Below are 23,054 nucleotides of genomic sequence, written 5' to 3'. Positions count from 1 at the left end.
TCAGATTTGCTTTAATTTTGACTTTGGTACAAAAAACCAGTAGGCTAGTGGCACAAAATACAAGGCTGTCAATGTTCCGATCGTCAAACCTCCTATCACCGCCTCCACCAAAGGACGCTGCAAATCTGCTCCCAAACCACTGCTGAAAATAATCGGAATCAAAGCTAGAATTGTCGTGATTGAAGTCATCAGAATCGGCTTCAATCGAATCTGACCTGCGCGATGAAGTGCCATTTCCAAAGCCTGCTCGGCATTGATTTCATCCGATTCTACATAGACCAGCCGTAAGCGATTGATCGTATCGATTTTCAAAATCGCATCATTCACCATGATTCCAAGCATCACCACCAAGCCGATGGCAGACATTACATTCAGCGAAGAACCTGCAAGCCACAAGACCAAAAATGCTCCTCCAATACCCAAAGGAAGCGTAAAGACCACAATCAGCGGCTGAACAAAACTTTCAAATTGGGCTGCCAAAATAAAATACAAGAGCAAAACCGAGATAAGTAAAATACCAATGAGTTGTTGAATATTTTCCCGGTCTTTGAAATATTGCCCGACGATAGCTATTCCTAAATTTTTGTCTTGTCCCCAATGGAAAAATTCACTCGCTTGTTCCTCGGGATTTTCAGCAGTCACCAAAGCAGATTGATAGATTCCACCTTTGTCTGCAGTCACATATTTATAATGATCCTCATAGCGAAAATCCACAAACTCACCCAAAATGTAAGAGGTGGAATCCGATGCATATACTCTCGTATTTCGCAGCAAATCTTCAAAGCGATCTTCCGGTTCCTTGAGCCGAATCGGGGTAATCTCCCCAAATCGTCGAATATCTGTGATGGTAAAACTTCCGAAAAGCTTCGAAAGCTGCTCCTGAATCGTATTCACAGGAATCTGATAAGTTGCCAATCGATCTGCTCGAAGCGTAAAAACTACCGAAGCCTCCTTTTGCAAACCTGGTCCCCGCTCCCACTCCGAAGTTGGAAATTGGCTAAGCCAAGGATCCATTTTTTCTTCTGGCACTGGCTCTTTCGCAGTCAGATCTTTCCATCGCACTTCATAATAAGGCATCGCCGAATTGAACAATTGATCAAACGCATTCGGGGCGTCGCCCAAAGTAAATGCTGCTTGTGGAAAGGTAGTCCTTACAAATTTTTCAAGCTTTGCGATCGCAGCCTCTTTTTCTTCCACAGTTGGGAAGAGAAAATAAAGCAAGGATTGCTGTATGGAATTTTCCCCGTCAAAAAGCAAAAACTGCCGGACTCCGACATCTGCTTCTGCCTGAGCAAAATCTCCTTCCAAAGTTTTCATCAGTTGGATCACTCTTTCCCGATTTTCCAAAGCAGAAATCGGCTCATTCCAATCCACTTCCAGGGTAGCATCCAATTTTTCAATTTCAGGAAGCCCTTCAGTTTTCAAAACCTGACTAATCAACAATCCCAGAGGAATCAGTATCGCAAAAATCGAAATCGCCAGTTTCCGATTCGCAGTAATTTTTCGATAGCCAAATTCATATAAACCTAAAATTCTGGAGAAAAAAGGACCTTCTTTCCCATCGTCCACTTTTTTGCTTTTGGAGAAAAACAGAAAATAAAGCATGGGAAGCAGGATAAATGCCACCGCCAACGAAACCGAAAGAATCGCAGCAACGGCAACCGCCTGATCGAAAAACAAAGCACCTGAAATTCCACTCAGAAAAACCAGCGGCACAAATACTGCCAAGGTAGTCAAGACCGAACTGATCAGCGCCCCCATCACTTCTTCCACACCTTCTACACAGGCGTCAAAAAGTCCTAATCCACTTTCCCGCTTGCGGGTAATATTATCCAGCACAATAATCGCATTATCAATCAGCATCCCGATCCCAAGTGCCAAACCGGAGAGGGAAATGATATTAATGGAAATATCAAAAAAGTAGAAAATCAGAAAACTGATCAAAAGTGAAGAAGGCAAACTCACCCCGATAATTAAAGGTAATCGAAAATCCTTCATAAAGAGAAAGAGCACTGCAAACGCGAAAATTCCTCCAAAAAGCAAGGAAGTTTGCAGATTGGAAATGGCCGCATTTAGCAGATTAGATTGATCTTGCGTCAGTTCAAAATCCACCTGAGGATAATCTGTTTTGAAAAGCTCCAGCGCAGCTTTCAATTCAGGAATCAATTCATTCATTTTGGCCGAAGCCTGCTTGTGAACCGTAATAACTAAGGCTTCTTTGGCTCCAAAGAGATGATAGCCGAGCATTTCCTTGGATTCATAGGTCACTTTTGCCAATCGGCCCAAGGGAATAATCGCACCTGAGGGAGAGGCTACAGGAAGCGTTTCGATATCACTTGGGCTATCCACCCGAGTTGCCAGCCTCAAATAATAGCGGAATTGCCCATCTTTTACGGAGATTCCCGGAAGCTCTGAGTTTCCGGACTGGATCGCCGAAATGACTTGTTGCTGGGTCATCCCCAAAGCTGCGAGCGCTTGCTCATCAGGTTCTACCGTGATGATGCGTTCTTTTTTTCCATTTATATCGACTAGTGAAACTCCGGGAAGCTGCTCGATTCGTTTCTTTAGCACATTTTCGGCAAGTAAGCTCACCTCCACTTCATCCACATTTTCTTTGGGAACCACCTGCACACGCGCCACAGGAATATCCGAAGTATTGATTCGGATGACCTCCGGTCGGCCAAGATCTTCAGGAAGGGAATTAGTCAATCGGTCAATTTTCTCATTGACATCGATGTAGGCCAGCTCCATCTTGGTACTGTAATCAAAAGTCAATCGAATAGTCCCAACCTCCGAACCAGCCTTCGAGTCCATTTCCTCCAGGCCATTCAAAGTGATCAATCCTTCTCGGATTGGACTGAGCACATTTTGCTCGATGGCTTCCGGGGAGGCATTGGGATAGTTGACCTTCACGACGATTTGAGGCACATCGATCGGAGGCAGAAGGGAAATTGGGAGCGTGCGCAGGACGATGAAGGCAAAAACCATCAAAGCCATAAAAGTCATGAAAACGGCGATCGGCCGGGCCAGTAAAAATCGTACCATGGGCTTAGTCTTTTACGATTTGAACCGGTGCTTGATGCGCTAGTTGCAGGTTGTTTGTAGTGATGACCGTACTTCCCGCTTCGATTCCATCCAAAATTTCCACTTCCTGTCCATTGTCTTTGCCTACTTCTACGTAGTTCCACTTGGACTCATTATTCTCGATGGTAAAGACCACTGCCCGACCGGAACGATAAACCAAAGCCGCTTTTGGAACAACCAGTGAATTATTTTGCGGAGCGCGGATGATGGCACGAGCATTCATGCCGGGAAGTAGATTTTTATTTCCTGCCAAAGCAATCGACACCTGTACCAAGCCATTCTCATCTACCCGAGGATTGATCCCAGTCACCCGACCAGCTAGCGCAACTGTAGTTGAAGTGATCGGATAGACTTCGGCAGTTTGTCCAAGGGAAATCTGTGGGATATCTGACTCCAAGACTTTCACTCTTAGAATCAATTGATTGGTACTGAGAATCTCACAAAGCGCCTGCGAACTGCTGACCAAACTTCCGGAATTGTATTTCAAATCGGCTACTTGACCGGAAATCGGCGCTTTGACTTCGCAGCGCTCAAAAATCATTTGAGCTTCTTTAAGCTCCAATTCTGCCAAAAACACCCCGCTTTTTGCCTTAAGCTGATCATCGATCAACGTAATTCGCTCCTGATCATTGGAAGAAAAAACAGCATCATAACCCATCTTCATCGACTCGTATTCGGCTTTCGCATTTCGAAGCGCGATCTGAGCTTTCTCGAGGCGAAACTGCGCTTCGGCCGGATCAAGCTTCGCAATGATATCTCCCTTTTTCACAAACTGTCCTTCTTTCACATTGACTTCCAAGAGGTAGCCAGCTTGCTCGATGATGGCCATGACTTCCGAACCCGCCTCTAGCTTTCCGGTGGCATTGATCAGGTAATCGAAGCTTTTGCGCTCGGCAGCGGCGGTGCGAACTTCTGTAGCGGCAACTTCATTTCGGAAGGATTCGGTGGGAGCTTCTTCAACTTTTTCGGTTTCTTCCTTGCAGGAAAAGGTAAAGATGAGCAGGCATGCAAAAAGTAATTGGGTATAATTTTTCATCTGGTTTTAGTTTACAACCTGAATAAACTAACTAATCATTCAAAATCAAAACGAAAAATTCGGAAAAGCTGTTAAAAAGAGTGAAAACTAAGATGTATTTTAAAATTCCTTCAAATCAAAGATCAACAAAACCGGCTGTTCAAAATCCTCTACGGACTCTAAGAATTTTTTAACCTTGGTGAATTCCCTCCCGCTCGCTTCCATCTTTTTAAATAATTCTTCATAATCTTTAAACTGCGTTCCCCCCAATCTGATAAAGGAAACACATCGTTGACCATCACATGCTAAGGGAAAACTATAGAAAATCAAATCCTCAAAATCAAATTCTAATCCTGTACCTGAAATAACCTCTCTAGTTGTTTTATTATAGTAAACATGAAGTTCCGGCCCACCAAACCGATTAAATTTCATCCCCATCCAAGTTGGGCTAACAAAATGGAGCCCAAAACCATAGAATTTTTGATCTTCTTTTCTATCAGAAATAAAATCCGGACCAATGTCTTCTAAGTCCTTTTCTAACAACCCTTTAGATTCCAGATTTACTTGGAAGATTGGGGATATTGTATTGTTTGCTACATCTATTTGAAGAAGTTCATTTGAAAATCTTGGAAAGTAAGTTACCACTCCGCCATTTGCTCTAATCACATCCCTAGGAACATAATTTGAAAGCATCTGATTGATTTTGGGGTATTTATAGGTGTTTTGGATGATAAAATTACTATCCAGCAAAAAAATATCACTTTCAGCGGTTTTCCCTAAATGACCATTCCCATTATTAAAGCTTGAGAAAAGAAGTTGATTTCCACTAAAAATCTTAAAAGAATGAGCCCTTATCGGAAGTCTCTTTTCAAAAAGAAAATCTCCTTTAAAATTGAAATACAAGACTTTCGCCAAAGAATTATCATAAATCAGGATTCTTTGGTTCGCTTCATCCAAATCAAACTCGGTGATTTCCTTCATTTCTCCTGGTCCCTCCCCGGTTGGGATAAATTGAAGTACTTGTTCACCTGTGAAAAAATCAAAAATTTGCAGTGAGTTGAAGGTGTACTGATCCAGAATAAAAATCAAAGAATCTGAAAGAAGGATTTTATCAATATCTCCCACCACTCCGCCTTCCCAATTCTTCAGACTCAGCAATCTATAGTCAGTCATTAAGTCTGAAAGCTTGATCTTCGCATCTATTTGATTCTCGTCCAGATTTAATACAACAGGATCACTTTCAGAATAGATAAATTCGGTACTCAAAGAGTCTGAACCTACAAAACTGAGAAATTTGCTATTTCCAGTTTCTGTCACTTCATCTTTCTGTCTTTCACATGCTGAAAACAGAAACAGGATGATAATTAATTGCAGCTGAAAATTAGATCTACACATAGATTACATTTGACAAAACTGAGATAGCGTTCGTGTTAATTAGTTTTGAAAAATAACAGACTTCGGCGCCGACCTTGATCTTTCGTTTTTAAACTTGAAAACAAACCCAATTATACGCAAGCTTAGTTTGAAAATATTTTAAACTAAGCTTGTAACTAATTGACTATCAAAGACTAGGTTTTTTGTTTGCATTAAAAAAGTAACCTAGAACACTCTATATCTGCTAGTTAGTAAACCTAACTTTACCTACCTCCCAAGTCCAAGCCGGTTCTGGTCTGGGTAGGGAAAATGGTTTTTCATAAATTCTTACACGAATCGTATCTGTCGGAAGTCTTACAATTCCTGAAAATCTTATCGGAGGTAATCCTGCACAAATTTATAATCAATTTTGGCCTTTTTATCAACCTTCTGATCAGTCAAATTATCAATCAGTAATCTGCCATAAATAAATTTTCTCCCGAGAGTTGGATTCGTTCCGATTAGGCTTTCTTTCTGGATTACTAACTGCTTTAAATGAGCTAAACCATTTACAACGAAATAATCAATTCTAAATCCTATTGAACCAGGATGATACGAAGCCATTGGGCTTGAATTCTTAGTGGTATCAAAAGGAATAAATCCTTCAATTGAATTAATTTCAAATGAATTTCTGTCTATCCAATAAGAAAAAAAATAGCCGCTTGCCCCTGAGTTTGTTACTTTGATAATTGTGCGTTCATCTTGATGTTCTATTTTCTCGAAATACCAATCAGACGAAGATACTTCCCGGTTGACAATGAATGCTCTTTGTTCGATCGCATTTTTAAATACAAAGAATTGAGAAATAAATGAATCCTCTTCGATTCCACCACCTCCGTATGGAAGCTCAAAACCAATCATTTTAGCAGCCATTAATAAGTTATACTTCTGGTGACCAGTTTTAGAGTGAATTTTCAGTAAATAAGCTTGATCATTTTCCACAAATTTATTTTTCCTCATTGCATCGCGAAAACCCTCTGACTCGATCATTAAGTTGATATCATATGAAAAAGTAGAATCACCATCCTCGATTATTTGCTCTTGATAATTACCTACAGATCGGTATTTATTAACTTCGAATGTTTCCTCTATTTGGCCTAATGCTTTGTTGATAAAATCCGTTGGACTCATTCCGATATCTATTACTTGAATCTCGTCCAACTCAGTGGGAGATACTTCCAAATAAAATCGATTCGTTTTACTTACCTCGAGCTGTCGTATTGAAAGGAAGAGTGTAGAATAGCCAACAAAGGAAATACCAATTGGCTTGTCTTTGAATTGCTCAGCGATTGTAATTGTACCTCTACCGTTTAGATCTGTGACTGTTCCGATGAGTTCGTTTTCGAGCTGGATATGAGCAAATGAAACGGGTTGTCCAGTGTCTTTGTCCATAATTTCAAAAGAAAAAGTCTGACCCATCAAAGGAATCGCTGAATGAGTAAAAAAAATAAAAATCAATATCCAATTCCTCATAATACATCCAATTTGAATCTGTATAAAATCAATTCTTCATTATCAGGGTTTTCAGCCGATCCATCCGCATAGTAAAAGTCACCTATCTTCCCTATTATTTTAAAGAAATTAGGCACCGAAACATCTCCTACCAATTGCTTCCCTTTGTAAATCTGCATGCGCTGTGGATTATCTCCATATTCATAAGCCAAAATATCTGGATTGCCCAAGGTATAGGTTCTAAATAATAGATCCTCTTCACTGAAAAACTTAATATGCTTATAGAATCCCTTTTGTGCTCTATTAATCCGCCAGTAGTCTTCCCAATCTTCCACCGTTGATACCTCTCTGTAAGATTGATCCATGCCTTTTCCAGAATTTCCAAAAGACTCTTTAGCCTCAAAGTCTTGATCCAAAACATAAATTAGAGAATCCGGCTCGAAACTGATGTAAATCTGATCCTCGTGGCGGTCATGGTAATAATAGTCAAAGTGAGGCAGTTGATTATAGCGCTGATATACCGGAGGATGCTTGCCAAAAAGGCTTAGTACTTTTCCGCTTTTGGGATCTACCTTTGCATAGAGATAAGAGTTACGATAATATTCAGAATTCATCACAAAATTGAATTTGGGATTTGAAGATTCAATTTTTGTATAGAGGTATCCATCGATCACTTCTAACTGATTTTCCCAATACTTGACTTCATAGATCCCAGCATCATCAGGGTTTGGATTACCCTCAATTTCCTTTAGACTACTTTGGTGATGAAAATTCAGAACAGAGCGACTGACTAACTCATTGTTTTTGTCATAGACCATTAGAGTATATCCATCCAAAAAATACCTGAATTCTCCATCACTGGTATAGGATTGAAATTTGGGAATTTCTGCAGGGCCTTCTCCATTTTCAAGGATCGTTTTCTGAAATTTGCCATTATTATCAAACTCTAGAACTTTCATTCCCAATCGATCTAAAAAAAGGATACTATTCCCTTCAATTTGAAAAAAACCTTTTCCAAAAAGTTGAACTGTTCCTGTAAATTCAATTTTTTCAATATTGACCAATGTGTCTATGAAGATCATCGGTTCAACATACAGAGAAGTCAAAGACACACCCTGTTGCTTTTCACTGCACCCCAAAGCAAAAATAAAAATCTGTATAACTATTAACGTTTTTTTCATGATTATCATAAAAAGAACCAGTTCTATTTGAACTGGTTCGATTAATTAAGCTTTAGTCTAGTGAAGGCATTTCCCAGTTACAGGAAGTCCCTAATTCACAATTAATTGGTTCACAAGATTTTCTAAAACTTATAGAAGAACCTGGTAAACAATACCCCTCGCCAACTGTGTGACATCTTGCATTAGAACATGATTCTTCTGCGTAAGAATCAGTACTCATTGAGAACAATAGTATCATTGTGCCAATCGAGAAAACAGATAGTAACTTTTTCATCTTTTTTTTTGGATGTGCCCCCGACCTACGAAAACTGAGACCGGGTTAGAATTCATTGATTTTGAAAAATTCCAGATTTTGGCGCCGACCTTGATCTTTCGGTTTCAATATCAAAAAAAAATCTAATAAGTAAGATTAGTTTGAACTATTTTACTAGAAAGTTTCTAACTAACTGATTTTCGGTTACTAAGTTTTTAGCCTTGACTCATAAAATCAATTCAACTCACTCAATATCTGCTAGTTAGTAAACATAACTCTTCCTACTTCCCAGTTCCAAGTCGGCTGGGGTCGAGCAAGGGTAATGGGTTTTTCATAGATTCTTAAACGGATCGTACCCGGAGCTTCTCCCTCAAAGTGCTTATAGAGCCGGTTCATTTCTTCAATGGTGGCGACATGAATACTCACTTCAGCGATTCCCTTTTCGATCATGTGGAGTTCTTTGGCTGCGCTTCTAGAGATATCGATGATTCTGCGTGAAGTCTTTGGCAGTCGATCGTTTACTCGCACCCAAACCGAATCTTTGGTATCCACTCGAGTTACTTTCACCCAGGTATTAAAAGGGAGGTATTTATGTGCGGCAGTCAAGGAATCCATATGGAAAATCTCCCCACTGGAAGTCATTCGCTGATGAAAACGCTTTCCATAAAAACTAGCAGTGCCCGTTTGGATCTTCACCGAATCGGCAAGCTGTCCAAAAGAGGAGCTGACAAAAGCTATTAGAAAGACGGAAAGCAAGAATAACCGCATATACAAAACTAGGATTTCGTCCCTGCTTTCCAAGAAGCCTGCCAATTGCTGACAAGTCAAGGTTAAAGTTTGTTCCAAATGGGGATAAAATCTAACTTAGATTTCTAGTCGAAAAACTTGATTTTCCCAAATTTCAACTTCACATGAAATCGAGCATGTCGTAATCGACACATACTGGTATGATTATAATCTGCGAGATTCCATATGGCCTTTAAAAAACAAATTATAATCATATGAAATGAATTTGACTTAAATGCTTTACAAAAGGCACTCGAAGATTAGATTACGCTGTGAATCTAATTTAGGGATGTAAGTTCAAAGAAATTGAAAGTCAAGCAATTGACTTAATCTAGATTTTTAAACCTGAACAGTGGTAATTAACCTGAAAACGAATAAGATTTCCATTTGCAGTCTTCGTGAAACCTTAGCGTGCGCTGTGGTTAAAAAAGAAAAAAAATGATAAAAATTCTACACACTGCCGATTGGCATCTTGGGAAGCGCCTGCAGGAATTCTCCCGCATTGAGGAGCAAAAGCTTGTATTAGCCGAAATCTGCGAAATCGCAGATCGGGAGGAAGTGGATCTGGTACTACTAGCCGGCGATATTTTTGACTCCTTCAATCCTAGTCATGAGGCAGTGGAGTTGCTTTACAAAACTCTTCGAAAACTCTCTAAAAATGGCGAAAGGCCAATCATTGCCATTGCCGGAAATCATGATAGCAATCAATTCATCGAAGCTCCGGATCCATTGGCTCGAGAACTCGGAATCTTTTTTTACAGTACTTATCAAAATCTCATTCCAACAGGGAGACTGGATTCCGGGATCGAAATCACTGCATCTGAACCGGGCTTTGTGGAACTCCGCCTTCCAAAATTTGAATTCCCTATCCGAATCCTTTTAGCTCCCTATGCCAATGAAGTTTCGCTCAAAACCTATCTCGGGGAGGGAAATCGGGAGTCAGAATTTCGCAATATACTTGCCGAGAAATGGAGTAAGCTTGCCGACAAGCACTGTGACGACAACGGAGTAAATTTGTTGATCGGGCATTTCTATTTTACCAAAGAAGGCGAACCGTTGGAAGCCGAGCCCGAATCCGAGCGGCCTATTCTACATGTAGGAGGTACCCAAGCACTTTTTACGAGTTCTATCCCTTTACAAATTCAATATGCCGCTTTGGGTCATCTTCATCGCTATCATGCGGTTTCCAAGTCTCCACAGCCAATCGTCTATTCCAGTTCGCCACTTGCTTATTCCTTTAGCGAAGCAGATCAGCAGAAACAAGTGGTCTTGATTGAAGCCGGGCCTGGAAATAAAGTGACTTATCAGCCAATTCCTTTAGAAAGCGGTCGTCCACTTTACCGGATGAAATTTGACAACCTTCCTGATACGCTAAAATGGCTGGAGGAAAATCCCTATTGCTTCGTGGAGCTGACTTTTGTAGCGGAGACATCCATCGAAGCAAGTACTCGAAAGGCAATTATGAAAGCACATGATGGCATCGTTAATCTGATTCCCCAACTAAAAGACCGAGGTAGAGCGGGAAGTAGCGCGCTGAAAGTAGAAGATCTGGGGAAAGACATGACCAGTTTATTTTCACTTTTTTATCAAAGTGAAAAAGGGGAAGAACCCAATGCGGAAATCCTCGCTTTATTTAAAGAAGTAATCAGTCAGGAGGGCAGCATATGATACCGATTCGATTAGAAATTCAGGGACTTTATTCCTACCGGGAAAAGCAAGTCATCGACTTCGACAAGTTGACGGCAGCTGGGCTTTTTGGGATTTTCGGAGCAGTTGGTTCTGGAAAATCCTCGATTTTAGAGGGAGTGCTTTTGGCACTTTACGGAAGTACAGAAAGGCTTTCCGACCGGGGCGAAAAAAATTCAATGATCAATCTGCAAAGCGATTCATTGACGATCAGCTTTCAATTTCGATCCGGCCAAAACAATCAATTCCTGTATCTAGCGCGCTATGCTGCAAAGCGAAATAAAAAAGACTGGGAAAAAGTCGATCCTGCGGAGCATACTTTTTATCAAGACAAAGGCGGAGAATGGGAGCCACTAGAAGCGCGAGCCGAGGAAATCATCGGCATGAAGAAGGAGCACTTCAAGCAGACCGTAATTATTCCGCAGGGCAAATTCCGGGAATTCATAGACCTTACTCCTGGCCCTAGAGCGGAGATGATGAAGGAGCTCTTTGGATTGGAGCGATTCGATCTCTCCCAGAAAACGGGGGCATTGCTGAAAATCGAAAAGGAAAATAAAATCCGATTAGAAACCCAATTAGCAGGGTTAGAAGAATTTTCACCTGAAAATCTTCAGGCATCTGAGCTGCAACTCGCTGAAGTCCAAACCAAAACTCAAGACTCAGCCAATAGTCTGGAAGTCAAGGAAGAGTTACTGAAAACCTTGGAAATAAAGGGACAACGATTTGCGGAGCTACTTAAATTCCGAGAGGAAAAGGCAAAGCTAGAAGATCAAAAACCTGAAATCGAGCGAAATCGAATTTTGCATCGGGAATTTATCAGCGCAAAGACTAATCTAAAACCGACCTGGGATAACCTTCAGGATTGTAAAGTTGAATTGGAAAAAGCAAAAGTGAGTGCGGATGATTGTGCACGATTTGCCATTCGATATGAGCAGGAAGTCGCCGAACTTGTCCAGGAAGAAACCGAGCTCAAGCAAAAAAATCAAGATCGCCCCAATCGCGAGGCAAAAATCCGAGATCTTAAAAAAGTGGCTGAAATTCAAGCTTTGGATCAAGAGCTAGCCGAGGCCAGTAAAAAAGTTGAAACCCTTCAGCCTGAAATTGAATCAAAGAAAACAGCTCAGAAATCACTGGAAAACAAAATCAAGGAGCTGGAAGATCAATCCGAAAATCTCATAAACGTGGACGCCAGTCAGTTGGCAGAATTGAAAAGCGCAGCTCGGGAATCTGAGCAAATCGAAAAGCAAAAATCGTATCTGGAGGAAAGCCTTCGGCAAATCTCCGACCTAGATCAGCGAATCGAAGTAGAATATCAAACCCTTCTTTCCAAAAAACCGGAAAAAGAAAAAACCTTGCTCAGTTGGTCTGAATCTGAAAAATCAACTTTAAAGTCCCTTGAAATCGATCGGGAAAAATTGATCACGAAACAAGGCTTGGCAGCGCATGTTCACTTATTGCATGCTGGGGAATCCTGCCCGCTTTGTGGTTCACTCGAGCATCCAAACCCGCTCCAAGCTGAAGCTGAAGAGCAGGAACTCCAAGCAATTAATCACCGGATCGAATCCATCAAGTCTGATCTTGAAGCGATTTCAAAGCTGATTCAAAAGCAGCAGGAGCTTGATATTCGGAAAGAAAATCAGCAGAAAAACAGGATCGAAAAAACTAAAGAATTTGAAGGAATTCAGAAATCTAGCTCGAATCTAACTACTAAGCTTGATTCCTTTGGCCTATCTGATCCAACAAAATTAGGCGCACAAATAAGCTCATTGGATCAGGCTGCACAGCTCAAATCCAAGCTAGATCAAGAACTCAAAACGGTACGTCAAACTTGGGAAAACCAGCGAACTCAGGTTGAAGTTCTGGAAAAATCGTTTAACCAAGCGACCCTTTCCTTTCAATCAAAGCAGATTGCCATCAACACCAAAAAAGAGGAAATCAAAGATCCGACTTTCTGCAAGCCGTTTTTTCAGAAAGAGCTGGAAGTCATCAAAGCCACCATTCAAAATGTGGAAAATGATATCCAAAAAGCGATCGAAGCCCTCGATGGAAAACAAAAACACCTTCGCGAAAAGCGAGCAGAACAGAGTACTAATCTTGCTGATCAAAAGAATTTCGAAAATCGGAAACGTGAGCTAAGCGACAAACTCACAGAATTAACCTCCACTTTTTCTAAGCTTAAACTCCAATTCAACTTTCATGACGAGCAAGCCCTAATCCGGCTTTTTGAGCATTCGATCAATGCGGAGAAAGTAGATTTAGAGATCCGCCAGTTTGATCAAAAATTGGGAACGGTGACAAGCCGAATTCAAGAACTGGAAAATGAAAAGGGCGTTTCGGATTTTGATGCAACAGGATTTTCAGATTTAAAACTCGATTTTCAGAATTTAAAATCACAGCATGAAGCATTGCAGCAGGAACTGATCTTGCTCCAGCAATCCATCAAAGAAACTCAGAGTAAGTTGGCCGAGAAAGTGATTTTAGAGCAGACGCTGGCCAAACTGGAAATCCGGGAAAGTAATCTCAAAGAACTCGAGCGGCTTTTTAAAGGAAGCGGATTTGTAAAGTATGTGAGTTCGATCTATCTCAAAGAGCTCTGCAATACCGCAAACTTGCGTTTTATGAAACTCAGCAAAAACAGTCTGAGTCTGGAAATCGATGATGATAATACCTTCTGGGTGATTGATTACCTGAACGGCGGTAAGCGAAGATTACTCAAAACCCTTTCGGGTGGACAGACTTTTCAGGCTTCACTTTGTCTGGCTTTGGCTTTGGCAGAAAAAGTGAAATCACTCAATCAAGCTGATCAGAGCTTTTTCTTTTTGGATGAAGGCTTTGGGGCCTTGGATCGCAATGCCCTTCGTGTAGTTTTTGAAACTCTCAAATCGCTTAGACATGAAAACCGAATTGTCGGAATCATCAGCCATGTGGAAGAGTTGCAACAGGAAATTGGAGTATTTGCACAGATCGAACTTGATCCGGAAAAAGGATCACAGGTAAGCTACTCTTATTAATGGGAGGAGATTTTGTGAAGAAATTAATTGGCACAAAAAAGCCCTGACGAATGCCAGAGCTTTTTTAAACTAAGAAAACCTTATGATAATATGTTATTGTTGACCCAATCAATCTCTTCCTTTCGAATAGTATGATCTGAGTCTTCAAAAATTAGCGTTTTCACATCCGCTCCTAGATCAACTAGCAAATCGGCAGAAAGTTTTATCCTCTCTAAAGGAACATGAAAATCCTGCTTGCTACTTCCAATAAAGATTGGAGTTGAGGCAAAATCTCCAATATATTTTTCACTTCTCAATTCCGCTCCAATCAGCCCTCCGGTGAATGCAATTACGCCTCCATACTTCTTGGCATGAAGCGCTGCGAATTCAAGCGAAAGACAAGCCCCTTGAGAAAATCCGATGAAGTATATCTGATCAGATTTGAACCCCTTGGAATACAAGCTTTGCACAATTTCTTCCAATTGCTTGATTGCTCTGGAATAAGCAGGCTCATTACTTGCATCAGGGGCCATAAAGCTGTAAGGATACCAAGAATTACCTTCTGCCTCAGGTGCTAGTAGCGCAAAATCTGAAAGATGCAGATGATCTTTCAGACCAAGAATTCCAGATGCACTTGCACCTCTTCCATGAATAAGGATTGCTACTTTTTTAGACTTGTCAAGTGGCAATCCTGCCGACAAAATTTTAGACATATTTTTCAGTGTTTAAGACAACTGGTGCAAGTCCTTTGGCTATCTGTGCTCTACTAGACTCAGCCCAGTCTGGCAATTTTAATAATTCACCCAAATGTGCTTCCTCTTCATCAATCGCAAAGCCAGGCTCGTCTGTGGCGATTTCAAATAAAACCCCACCCGGCTCCCGGAAATAAATAGACATGAAATAATTTCTGTCCTTTACCTCTGTCACCTGGTAGCCATTTTCCCAAAGTATTTTTTGAACCTCAAGTTGAGTGGTGGTATTGGCTGTTCGGAAAGCAATATGGTGAACTGTTCCAGCACTTTGCTGGCCTCTATTTCCAGCAGGATTCACCAAAATATCTACAATATCTCCAGGCTTGCCTTCAGTCCCGTATCTGAACCTCCCATTTTCTTCTCCAATAAATCGGTAGTCCATGTGATTAGTCAAGAGCTGGGCAGTTAGCTCTTTACTGCGCAAATTTAAAGTCGCTCCATAAAATCCTTTAATGGAATTTTCCTTCGGAATCTGACCATAAGACCAGCCTTCCCGATCATCCTGATCATTGGCGATCAACTCGATTCCCATTCCATCGTGATCTTCGAAGCGGATTAACTTATCTCCAAATCGAGTTAAGACATCAGAAACTTTGACATCAAATCGCTCTAATCTAGTTTTCCAATAGTCCAGAGAATCAGCAGCAATAGAAAAAGCCGTATATGTCAATTCCCCTGTTCCTTTAGTCCCTTTTCTGGCGCCTGTAAATGGGAATGTAGTAAAGACTGTGCCTGGCCTTCCTAACTCATCTCCGAAATAGAAATGATAAACATCAGGAGCATCGAAATTGATTGTTTTCTTTACCAATCTCAATCCCAAAATCCCAGTATAGAAATCAATATTCGCTTGGGGATTTCCTGCGATGGCAGTAATATGGTGGATTCCTGTGATTAATGGTTTCATTGATTTTCCTTTCTTTTTGTAAAAAAAAAGCTGCCATTGCGGCAGCTTTTAGATTAAGAATTTTCTTATGCTAATTCTGCTACTTGTTGTTTTACCAACTGCACATTCAAGTGTAATCTAACTTGATCGCTTACTACTACACTACCTGCCTCAGTGATTGCTGACCAAGATAATCCGAAATCTTTTCTGTTTACTTTACCGTCGATTTCAAATCCAGCCTTAGTCTGTCCGTATGGATCGCCAGCTACACCACCAAAGTCTACGTCCAACTCAACCGCTTTAGAAGTTCCTCTCATAGTTAGATCACCTACCAATTTATAATCTCCACCTTCATTCTTGATCACTCCAGAGAAAGTAAGGTTTGGATGATTTGCTACATCAAAGAAGTCACCTGATTTCAAGTGATTATCTCTATCTGTCTGATTGGTATCGATACTATCTATTGCTGCAGAAAAATTCACTTTTGCTCCCTCAAAATCATCAGATGTGCTTTCTACACTTCCTTCGAATTTTCTGAAAAAACCAGTAACTGTAGAGATTACTAGATGCTTCACTTTGAAAGATACTTCAGAGTGAGTGGGGTCGATAGTCCATTTTGTTGTGGTCATCATTGTGTTTATTTAGTTATAGTTTATTTATTACTTGTTTTAACATTTGTTGTCTATACATTGATTAGCTAAAAAAAATTTAGCCTCGCATTTTATCCAGCAGATCGTTCAATTGATTGACTTCATCAAGGTTAAGATTCACAAATTGCTTAGTTCCTTTTTCGACTTCAGCTTGAATTAGATTGAGCAGATTCAATCCTTCCTGAGTAATCAACACATCTACTTGCCTTCGATCATTAGGGCATTCTTCACGTTTTACAAGCCCTTTTAGCTTTAATTTCTCTATAAGCCGACTTGCGTTGGACATTTTATTCAACATGCGATCTTGTATAGAAGACACCGTAGTGGGCACACCATTTTGGCCTCTAAGGATACGAAGGACATTATATTGCTCAGGAGAGATTCCATGCGGTTTAAAAAACGCATTTTGAGAAGTTACCAAATAGCTATTTGTATAAAGTAAGTTCACCACTACTTTATTGTAGGGATCCTTGAATACTTTCTGCTGAATGGCATCTTCTATCTTGCCCATGATATTTGTAATTGTATTTAATGTATATACATTTAAATGCATGAAAAGGTTTACTTTAATTGAGTTTTTTTTTTAAAATGGTGGAAAAACTGTCAATTAGAACAAATTGAGACCTTAAAATCTTATGAGGTAGTCACTCAAATTATTCTTTCGCTCCAAATTAAGTTTCTTTCGAACCCGATATCTCCCAATTTCAACTCCCCTAACAGAGATGCCTAGCAGATTAGCAATCTCTTTTGTATTGAGGTTCATTCGGATGTAGGCGGCAAACTTTATCTCCTGAGGCGTGAGTGTTGGGTACATTTCTTTTAGGCGCCTGATAAAATTACCATGGACCTGATCAAAATTTTCTGAAAACTGTTCCCATTGGTTTCCATTTTCAAGATCCCGCTCAATTGACTTGATCAATCTGGAAAGCTGTGCATTAAATGCCTTACTTTTTTCTTCACTTGATATGGTTTTCAGAGTACTTTTTATTGTTGCCAGAAGCTGATTCTTTTGAATTAAATGCATCGCAGAAGATGTCAATTCTTGATTTTTATAATCTATTTCTGTCTGTAACTTTTCATTTTTAAGTTTTATAATTTCTTGTTCGGCACGTTGAGTTAAGCTCTCAAGCTCCATTTCTTTTTCACGCAGAACCAAACCTTGTTCTTTCTCCAATTTAATAGTGTTGCTTTTGTATCGCCGGTCCAACCATTTGTAGGCAAGAAAAAGCATAAAAAGAGTTCCGAAAAAGTAAAACAAGTAGGCAAAGACACTTCTATAAAAAGGAGGTTTTATGGAAAAAGAATAACTCAATTCAGGACTTATTTCATCAAATATATTTCTGGACCTTAATTGGAATTCGTATTCTCCTTCTCTGAGATTGGTGTATTCTTTTCTGTTTTCATAGGTCCAATCAGACCAATCTTCCTCAAAACCATACAATCTATACTGATATTTTATTTCATCACCACTTTCAAAATGAGGTGAAATAAACTCAAAGTGCATGGAGTTTTGAGCGAATGGAAAACTTACTTCTTTTATTCGCTCAAAAACATCCCCTTCAAAATCATGGCCCTGAAAAAGAATTGAATCCTTTTCCCCCAGATTGACGATTTCTTTAAACAAAACTTTGGCCTCTGAAACTCTTGAGAAATCATGGTCTGGCGAATAATGAATAAATCCATTCTTCCCTCCGATAAGAATATTTTTCTCATCTAAAACCATAATATTAGCTAAATCGTCATTCCAAAAACTTTTGATTTTATTGAAGCTCGAATAATCAAGTCGAAATCCATCCACCAAGTCAGATTTTAACACTCCAAGCTTATCCCTTTCTATAAAATAGAGATTATTCAATTCGTCACTTTCGATATCAATAATTGTGGCCCCCTTACCGAGTATGTTCGAAAATAGTTCGACAGGAACGAACTTATCTTCAATATCTGAGTACTCAAAAAAACCACTATCCGCGGTGAATACTAACCTATTAGCGATTTTAAAAACATTAATCAATATATCACGAGGGAATCCGTTTTTACTGTTGTAAAGCTTATAGCTTTTCACTTCAGTTTTTTCATCATTCAGACTGACTTTAAAAACGCCTTTATATCCATGTGAAACCCACAGATTCTGTTCGTCGAATTCAATGAGCCGAGAAGACTCATCAAACCCTTTTATTTTCCGGAGATATTTAACTCCACTTTCGGATGATTCTAAAAATGAAAGCCCGTCATAATTTCCCACAAGGATCAGGTTTTCATTGCCTGGCATTTGCTTAAAAATCCAAGTTCCTTTTTGTTTTGAAATCTGCTTCACCTCTTTTTCTTTCACAAGAAAAGTCCCCGCATCGTGACCCATCAACACATGACCATTGATTTGTTGGATGGTGTAAACTTGTCCTTCTGATCCTGGTAAAAACTCGAGCTTTCCATTCTCCAAAAGGTATAATCCAACATTGGTACCTAAATAGAGTTTTTCTTTGACTAAAAGGGAAGTATACCCAGCACCCAACAAACCCATTCTATCATCTATAAATGAAAATGGTGAATTAAGATCAACTCGGGAAATCCCATTATTCAGAGCCAACCAAAGTCCCTCAAAACTATCTTCAAAAATATAGTTAATGGTCAAATCTGGAATCCCGGAGGATTTGTCCAGATGTAGGATTAATTCACCAGCCTCCGAAATAATGAAAAGACCTGCATTTTGAGTGGCGAGAGCTATGGAGCCATTTCGAAGTCTAGTGCTATAATTGATTAAATAATTATCCTTCCAAAAATCACCTTTGAATTCAAATGGCAAAACTGATCCATTATAAAGAAAAGCTCCATTGTTAAAGGTTGTAATCAAAAGCGTCTCCTTATCAAAATTCAAAATATTAGAGATTCTCTTATCTATGAAAAAATTACCATTTCTAACTGTGTCCAATTTCCCATCTTTCAGTTGAACCAGACCTTTTTCAAATTCATATGAGTAAAGCCTATTATCAACTTTGAAGGAGACATCAAGACGGGTTTCAGTTGGAATATATTCCAACTTGGTACCTTCATAAATATAAATCCCTTTAAACGTGCAGAAATAAATTTTGCCTTCTATTTCAAAAACCTTCCAAGTCTCATCAAAATCCCTAAGTGAATCAGGAAGACTATCTGCTATCGACACATACTCTAATTCACCTGAAACATTCGCTCCTAGGTATCCGAAATCCGCTTGGCTACCCAAATAAATCTTGTTATCTGCTGCTTGGACAATTGATCTGACTTTGGTATCACTTCCAAAACGCTCCCAATATTTCCCGTCAAATTGCAATAAGCCCATATTGTTTGCGATATAGATAAATCCGGATTTATCTTGAATAATATCCCAATTTTGAATGCCTGCTTTGTAATCTTCAGGACTGTAATTGATAATCATGGGCAGCCCTTGAAAGGCTTGTTTACTTTGAGCATTGATGCTCAATAAAGTGATGACTTGTACACAAAAAAATAAATTGATCCCCCGACTCCATCTTTGTAAAATGAATTTCATACACTGCCCTTTTGCGAAAAGACATTCGCAGTCTTGCGAAAGTCGAAATAATTTAAAACCAAGCTCAATTCAATTAAATAGAAGATAATTCACAAAATGATGAATTTTTGATGTATTAAAAAATTCCATTTGATGAAATCTTGTAGCATACTTAGTTTTGTAATTTCAAAACTATATGGGCTTATTTGAGAAAAAAAATAAACCCATGAAAAATTTAATTCAAAACGGATTATTGGTGCTCTTTTCAGCGCTCATTATATCTGCTTGCGACAACGGTTTTGCAGATATTCCAATTGTAGATACTGCACCAAGTATTCAACTAGGAGCTATCACAAGTGGAACCACTGAAGACGAAGATTTTGTGATCAGTGTCACCCTTAAAGATGCTGTCGAAGGAAGTAAAATTAGTAGCCTCGGCGAGCTTGACTACGTGATCACAAGTGGTGGTGCTTCCATAGCTTCAGGAAAAGAAGTTTTGACTGGATGGACGCAAACTGTAACTATTCGAGTGGCTGGTGGTTTCCCGGCTGGTGATTACAATTTCGATGTTACTGCACGTGATTCTAATGGTAACTCAAGCGTTGATAACGTTTCATTTACTGTGGCACCTGCCAAACCTGCATTTGACATCACTGGGGTTTGGTCAATGGAGCAAGTTCCAGGTTCATTAGCGGTAGGACCAGGCCCCGGCACTGGAGATTTCTTCTCTATCAACGCTGGCCAGATTACTACAAGAGCATGTTTTTATGATGATACGTATACATTCGAGCCAGACGGTACGTTCAAAATCGATATGGGAGATGCTACTTGGCTAGAGCCTTGGCAAGGAGTTAATTCAGATGCATGCGGGACTCCAATTGCTCCTTTTGACGGCAAAGGAAGTTATACTTATTCTTATTCATCTACAAGCCTAACTCTTGTAGGAGTAGGTGCTCATGTTGGCTTAGCCAAAGTATTTAATAATGGAGAGCTTGCAGCAGGAGATACGCCAGCTAATCAAATTACTTACACCATTGCTGATCAGTCTCAAACTGGTAATGTAAAAAGAATGACACTTCATATCCAAGTTAGCCCTGGAGCTTGGTGGACATTCAAATTAATTTCTGGAGCAGATGCTCCTGCAGCGACAACTATCGAGGGTAATTGGAAGATTGCACCAGAAGCAGGCGCTTTCGTAGTAGGAGATGGTAACCAAGTATTCTTCTCTAATCCATTAAGCGATGTAACAGGAAGAGATTGTCTATTCGATGATATTTACACATTTGATGCTAACGGAGATTTCTCCATTGAAATGGGTAACTCCACTTGGTTAGAACCATGGCAAGGTGTGAGTGACCCTACTTGTGGAACACCTCTTGCGCCTCATGATGGAGCTGGTACTTACACTTACGAATTAAGTGGCGGTAAGCTAAAACTAATAGGAACTGGTGCACACGTAGTACTTCCTAAGGCAGTCAATGGTGGTGAACTGCCAAATGTACCTGTACCAAACGAAGTGACTTATGACGTGCTAAGCCTTACTTCTGATGGAACTACCAAAAGAATGGTTCTTGAGATCAATGTAGGTGGATCAGTAAGGTGGACATTTACTTTAGTGTCAGCCTAATATTTTCATAATACCCGCCTACCTAGTGTAGGCGGGTATTATCATTTATAATCCTATTGATTATGAAAAAAATAAAAATAATTCTTTCTCTTTTTGTCCTTAGCTTTATTACAGCTTGCGGTGATGACGAGAGTCCTAATACTCCTGGAGGCAGTTCGGCTAAAATCTCTATCCCGACGACTGGTTTCACTTCACCAAACTCTTATGGAGGAATGACCTTAGTGTGGGAGGATGACTTTACCGGAAATAGTCTGAATACATCTAATTGGTCTTTTGAAACAGGACGAGGACAAAATGGTTGGGGCAATAATGAACTTCAATTCTATCGAAGAGAAAATACTTCTCTACAAGATGGAAATCTCATTATTACGGCAAAAAAAGAATCTTTTGAAGGAAGTGAATACACTTCTTCTCGATTGATTACCCTCAATAAACAACAATTTCGATACGGACGAATAGATATAAGAGCCGTAATGCCTAGAGGCCAAGGATTATGGCCTGCACTATGGATGCTCGGGTCAAATTTCAACACTGTCGGATGGCCAGCATGTGGAGAAATCGATATCATGGAGATGATAGGTGGCCAAGGCAGAGAGAATACCGTTCATGGCACAGTCCACTGGGATAATAATGGCTCAAGAGCCCAATTCGGTGGTGAAAAAAAGCTTACAACTGGAACGCTGGCAGATGAATTCCATGTTTATTCAATCACTTGGGATGCTACCACTATTCGTTGGTTTATCGATGACATTCAATATCATGTCATAGATACAACTCCAGCTGAACTAGATGAATTCAGAAGACAATTCTTCTTTATTTTCAACGTAGCTGTAGGAGGAGATTGGCCAGGATCGCCTGATAATTCAACAACATTTCCCCAACATATGATTGTAGATTATGTCAGAGTGTTTCAAGTAAATCCTTAAAAAAAGCCCTTTAAGGGCTTTTTTTATTTAATCTGGATCAACCACTCTTTTATTAATTTATTTATTTCTTCAGGTTTTTCAATGCTACTACTATGACCCGCTCCAGTCACCATATGTAGTTTGGAACCTTTTATACCCATTTGGATAAATTTAGCTTTTTCAGGTTTTGTAGCTACATCCTCATCCCCGACTATAATCATGGCTGGACAGTTGATTTTTGAAAGCTCATTCTCCACTCCCTTCCGATAGATCACTCCCTCAACCGGTCCAGTAATTGATTTTTTATTTGAACTCAGTTGCTTTTTCCAAAACTTAATTGACTCTTTATTAATGGGGTCATTAAGCCAACTTTGAGCAAACATAATCGGCATGACTTGATTGGCTACTGGAGGTATAACCCCAAACCATTTCACGATACCATTAAGCATTTTATATTTTGGTAAGTTTTCAACCGGCTCTGGGTTGGCAGAGGTATCAAGTAGAATAAGACTTTTGATCAATTTTGAGTGGCGTGCCGCAAGTCTCATCCCCACAAATCCTCCCATCGAAAGTCCTGCAAAGTGAACAGGTCCCTTTACCAATTTTTTGATAATCTGTGCAGCATCCTCAGTCAGGGTCTCCATGTCAAAAGGACCAATAGATTCACTTTGTCCTTGACCACGGTGATCATAGGCAATGACTCGATAGTTTGTTTTCAGAAAATCAATCTGATCCTGAAACATACGGTTGGAATATAATAACCCATGTGAAAACACAATGGTCTCCTCTCCCATCCCAGTGTCTTGATAGTAGATTTTAGCCCCATTTATATCTATCTCTGCCATTTTTGATTTGGTTTATGATCTTATAAA

At 39.8% G+C, this 23,054-nt stretch carries 16 protein-coding genes; 4 read left to right on the top strand and 12 right to left on the bottom strand.

Features of this window, described 5'->3' with window-relative positions:
• The 6 genes from P8O16_RS19990 to P8O16_RS19965 all read right to left on the bottom strand — a co-directional run bounded on the left by P8O16_RS19990 (nucleotide 1) and on the right by P8O16_RS19965 (nucleotide 9,244).
• Nucleotides 1-3,045, bottom strand: a complete 3,045-nt coding sequence (locus tag P8O16_RS19990; protein ID WP_300318002.1) for an efflux RND transporter permease subunit — start codon at nucleotides 3,043-3,045, stop codon at nucleotides 1-3.
• Between the two features lie 4 nt (nucleotides 3,046-3,049).
• Nucleotides 3,050-4,120: an efflux RND transporter periplasmic adaptor subunit gene (locus P8O16_RS19985; protein WP_300317999.1), complete on the bottom strand. Its 1,071-nt coding sequence runs from the start codon at nucleotides 4,118-4,120 to the stop codon at nucleotides 3,050-3,052.
• Between the two features lie 99 nt (nucleotides 4,121-4,219).
• On the bottom strand, nucleotides 4,220-5,494 hold the full coding sequence (locus P8O16_RS19980; protein WP_300317997.1) for a 6-bladed beta-propeller: 1,275 nt from the start codon (nucleotides 5,492-5,494) through the stop codon (nucleotides 4,220-4,222).
• 351 nt (nucleotides 5,495-5,845) lie between these two features.
• Nucleotides 5,846-6,985: a carboxypeptidase-like regulatory domain-containing protein gene (locus P8O16_RS19975; RefSeq protein ID WP_300317995.1), complete on the bottom strand. Its 1,140-nt coding sequence runs from the start codon at nucleotides 6,983-6,985 to the stop codon at nucleotides 5,846-5,848.
• Complete coding sequence (locus P8O16_RS19970) at nucleotides 6,982-8,145, bottom strand: hypothetical protein (RefSeq protein ID WP_300317992.1); 1,164 nt, start codon at nucleotides 8,143-8,145, stop codon at nucleotides 6,982-6,984. Before P8O16_RS19970 ends, P8O16_RS19975 begins: the two co-directional genes overlap by 4 nt.
• A gap of 511 nt (nucleotides 8,146-8,656) precedes the next feature.
• Complete coding sequence (locus P8O16_RS19965) at nucleotides 8,657-9,244, bottom strand: septal ring lytic transglycosylase RlpA family protein (protein ID WP_300317989.1); 588 nt, start codon at nucleotides 9,242-9,244, stop codon at nucleotides 8,657-8,659.
• Nucleotides 9,245-9,622: 378 nt separating this feature from the next.
• Between P8O16_RS19965 and P8O16_RS19960 the strand changes: the two genes are divergently transcribed.
• The gene (locus P8O16_RS19960; RefSeq protein ID WP_300317986.1) at nucleotides 9,623-10,852 is read left to right on the top strand and encodes an exonuclease subunit SbcD; all 1,230 of its coding nucleotides are present in this window, start codon (nucleotides 9,623-9,625) and stop codon (nucleotides 10,850-10,852) included.
• A complete protein-coding gene (locus P8O16_RS19955; RefSeq protein WP_300317983.1) occupies nucleotides 10,849-13,881 on the top strand; it encodes an SMC family ATPase in 3,033 nt (1,010 codons plus the stop codon). The genes P8O16_RS19960 and P8O16_RS19955 overlap by 4 nt, the downstream gene beginning before the upstream one ends.
• Nucleotides 13,882-13,961: 80 nt before the next feature.
• Here P8O16_RS19955 and P8O16_RS19950 read toward each other — a convergent pair whose 3' ends face one another.
• The 5 genes from P8O16_RS19950 to P8O16_RS19930 all read right to left on the bottom strand — a co-directional run bounded on the left by P8O16_RS19950 (nucleotide 13,962) and on the right by P8O16_RS19930 (nucleotide 19,671).
• Entirely contained in the window at nucleotides 13,962-14,573 is a 612-nt protein-coding gene (locus P8O16_RS19950; protein WP_300317980.1) for a dienelactone hydrolase family protein, read from the bottom strand.
• Entirely contained in the window at nucleotides 14,566-15,516 is a 951-nt protein-coding gene (locus P8O16_RS19945) for a ring-cleaving dioxygenase (RefSeq protein ID WP_300317977.1), read from the bottom strand. Before P8O16_RS19945 ends, P8O16_RS19950 begins: the two co-directional genes overlap by 8 nt.
• A gap of 65 nt (nucleotides 15,517-15,581) precedes the next feature.
• Nucleotides 15,582-16,127 carry a YceI family protein gene (locus P8O16_RS19940; protein WP_300317975.1) on the bottom strand — a complete coding sequence of 182 codons (546 nt, stop codon included), beginning with the start codon at nucleotides 16,125-16,127 and terminating at the stop codon, nucleotides 15,582-15,584.
• 76 nt (nucleotides 16,128-16,203) lie between these two features.
• Nucleotides 16,204-16,656: a MarR family winged helix-turn-helix transcriptional regulator gene (locus tag P8O16_RS19935; RefSeq protein WP_300317972.1), complete on the bottom strand. Its 453-nt coding sequence runs from the start codon at nucleotides 16,654-16,656 to the stop codon at nucleotides 16,204-16,206.
• Between the two features lie 114 nt (nucleotides 16,657-16,770).
• A complete protein-coding gene (locus P8O16_RS19930) occupies nucleotides 16,771-19,671 on the bottom strand; it encodes a triple tyrosine motif-containing protein (protein ID WP_300317968.1) in 2,901 nt (966 codons plus the stop codon).
• A 205-nt stretch (nucleotides 19,672-19,876) separates the two neighbouring features.
• On the opposite strand from P8O16_RS19930, the gene P8O16_RS19925 reads away from it, so the two are divergent.
• Nucleotides 19,877-21,277 carry a hypothetical protein gene (locus P8O16_RS19925; RefSeq protein WP_300317965.1) on the top strand — a complete coding sequence of 467 codons (1,401 nt, stop codon included), beginning with the start codon at nucleotides 19,877-19,879 and terminating at the stop codon, nucleotides 21,275-21,277.
• Between the two features lie 62 nt (nucleotides 21,278-21,339).
• Entirely contained in the window at nucleotides 21,340-22,203 is an 864-nt protein-coding gene (locus tag P8O16_RS19920; protein WP_300317961.1) for a glycoside hydrolase family 16 protein, read from the top strand.
• 23 nt (nucleotides 22,204-22,226) lie between these two features.
• Here the strand turns inward: P8O16_RS19920 and P8O16_RS19915 are convergent, their stop codons facing one another.
• Entirely contained in the window at nucleotides 22,227-23,027 is an 801-nt protein-coding gene (locus P8O16_RS19915) for an alpha/beta hydrolase (protein ID WP_300317959.1), read from the bottom strand.
• Nucleotides 23,028-23,054: the final 27 nt, after the last annotated feature.

It is taken from the genome of Algoriphagus sp., from assembly GCF_029254265.1.
In the GTDB taxonomy this organism is placed as follows: domain Bacteria; phylum Bacteroidota; class Bacteroidia; order Cytophagales; family Cyclobacteriaceae; genus Algoriphagus.
Note: the sequence above shows the minus strand (reverse complement) of the source record. Positions and strands in the feature narration are given on the sequence as shown.

Bases quoted from the DNA above. Each gene is read 5' to 3' on its own strand.
- P8O16_RS19990 (WP_300318002.1), bottom strand. From the start codon at position 3,045: ATGGTACGATTTTTACTGGCCCGGCCGATCGCCGTTTTCATGACTTTT.
- P8O16_RS19985 (WP_300317999.1), bottom strand. From the start codon at position 4,120: ATGAAAAATTATACCCAATTACTTTTTGCATGCCTGCTCATCTTTACC.
- P8O16_RS19980 (WP_300317997.1), bottom strand. From the start codon at position 5,494: ATGTGTAGATCTAATTTTCAGCTGCAATTAATTATCATCCTGTTTCTG.
- P8O16_RS19975 (WP_300317995.1), bottom strand. From the start codon at position 6,985: ATGAGGAATTGGATATTGATTTTTATTTTTTTTACTCATTCAGCGATT.
- P8O16_RS19970 (WP_300317992.1), bottom strand. From the start codon at position 8,145: ATGAAAAAAACGTTAATAGTTATACAGATTTTTATTTTTGCTTTGGGG.
- P8O16_RS19960 (WP_300317986.1), top strand. From the start codon at position 9,623: ATGATAAAAATTCTACACACTGCCGATTGGCATCTTGGGAAGCGCCTG.
- P8O16_RS19955 (WP_300317983.1), top strand. From the start codon at position 10,849: ATGATACCGATTCGATTAGAAATTCAGGGACTTTATTCCTACCGGGAA.
- P8O16_RS19950 (WP_300317980.1), bottom strand. From the start codon at position 14,573: ATGTCTAAAATTTTGTCGGCAGGATTGCCACTTGACAAGTCTAAAAAA.
- P8O16_RS19945 (WP_300317977.1), bottom strand. From the start codon at position 15,516: ATGAAACCATTAATCACAGGAATCCACCATATTACTGCCATCGCAGGA.
- P8O16_RS19940 (WP_300317975.1), bottom strand. From the start codon at position 16,127: ATGATGACCACAACAAAATGGACTATCGACCCCACTCACTCTGAAGTA.
- P8O16_RS19935 (WP_300317972.1), bottom strand. From the start codon at position 16,656: ATGGGCAAGATAGAAGATGCCATTCAGCAGAAAGTATTCAAGGATCCC.
- P8O16_RS19930 (WP_300317968.1), bottom strand. From the start codon at position 19,671: ATGAAATTCATTTTACAAAGATGGAGTCGGGGGATCAATTTATTTTTT.
- P8O16_RS19925 (WP_300317965.1), top strand. From the start codon at position 19,877: ATGAAAAATTTAATTCAAAACGGATTATTGGTGCTCTTTTCAGCGCTC.
- P8O16_RS19920 (WP_300317961.1), top strand. From the start codon at position 21,340: ATGAAAAAAATAAAAATAATTCTTTCTCTTTTTGTCCTTAGCTTTATT.
- P8O16_RS19915 (WP_300317959.1), bottom strand. From the start codon at position 23,027: ATGGCAGAGATAGATATAAATGGGGCTAAAATCTACTATCAAGACACT.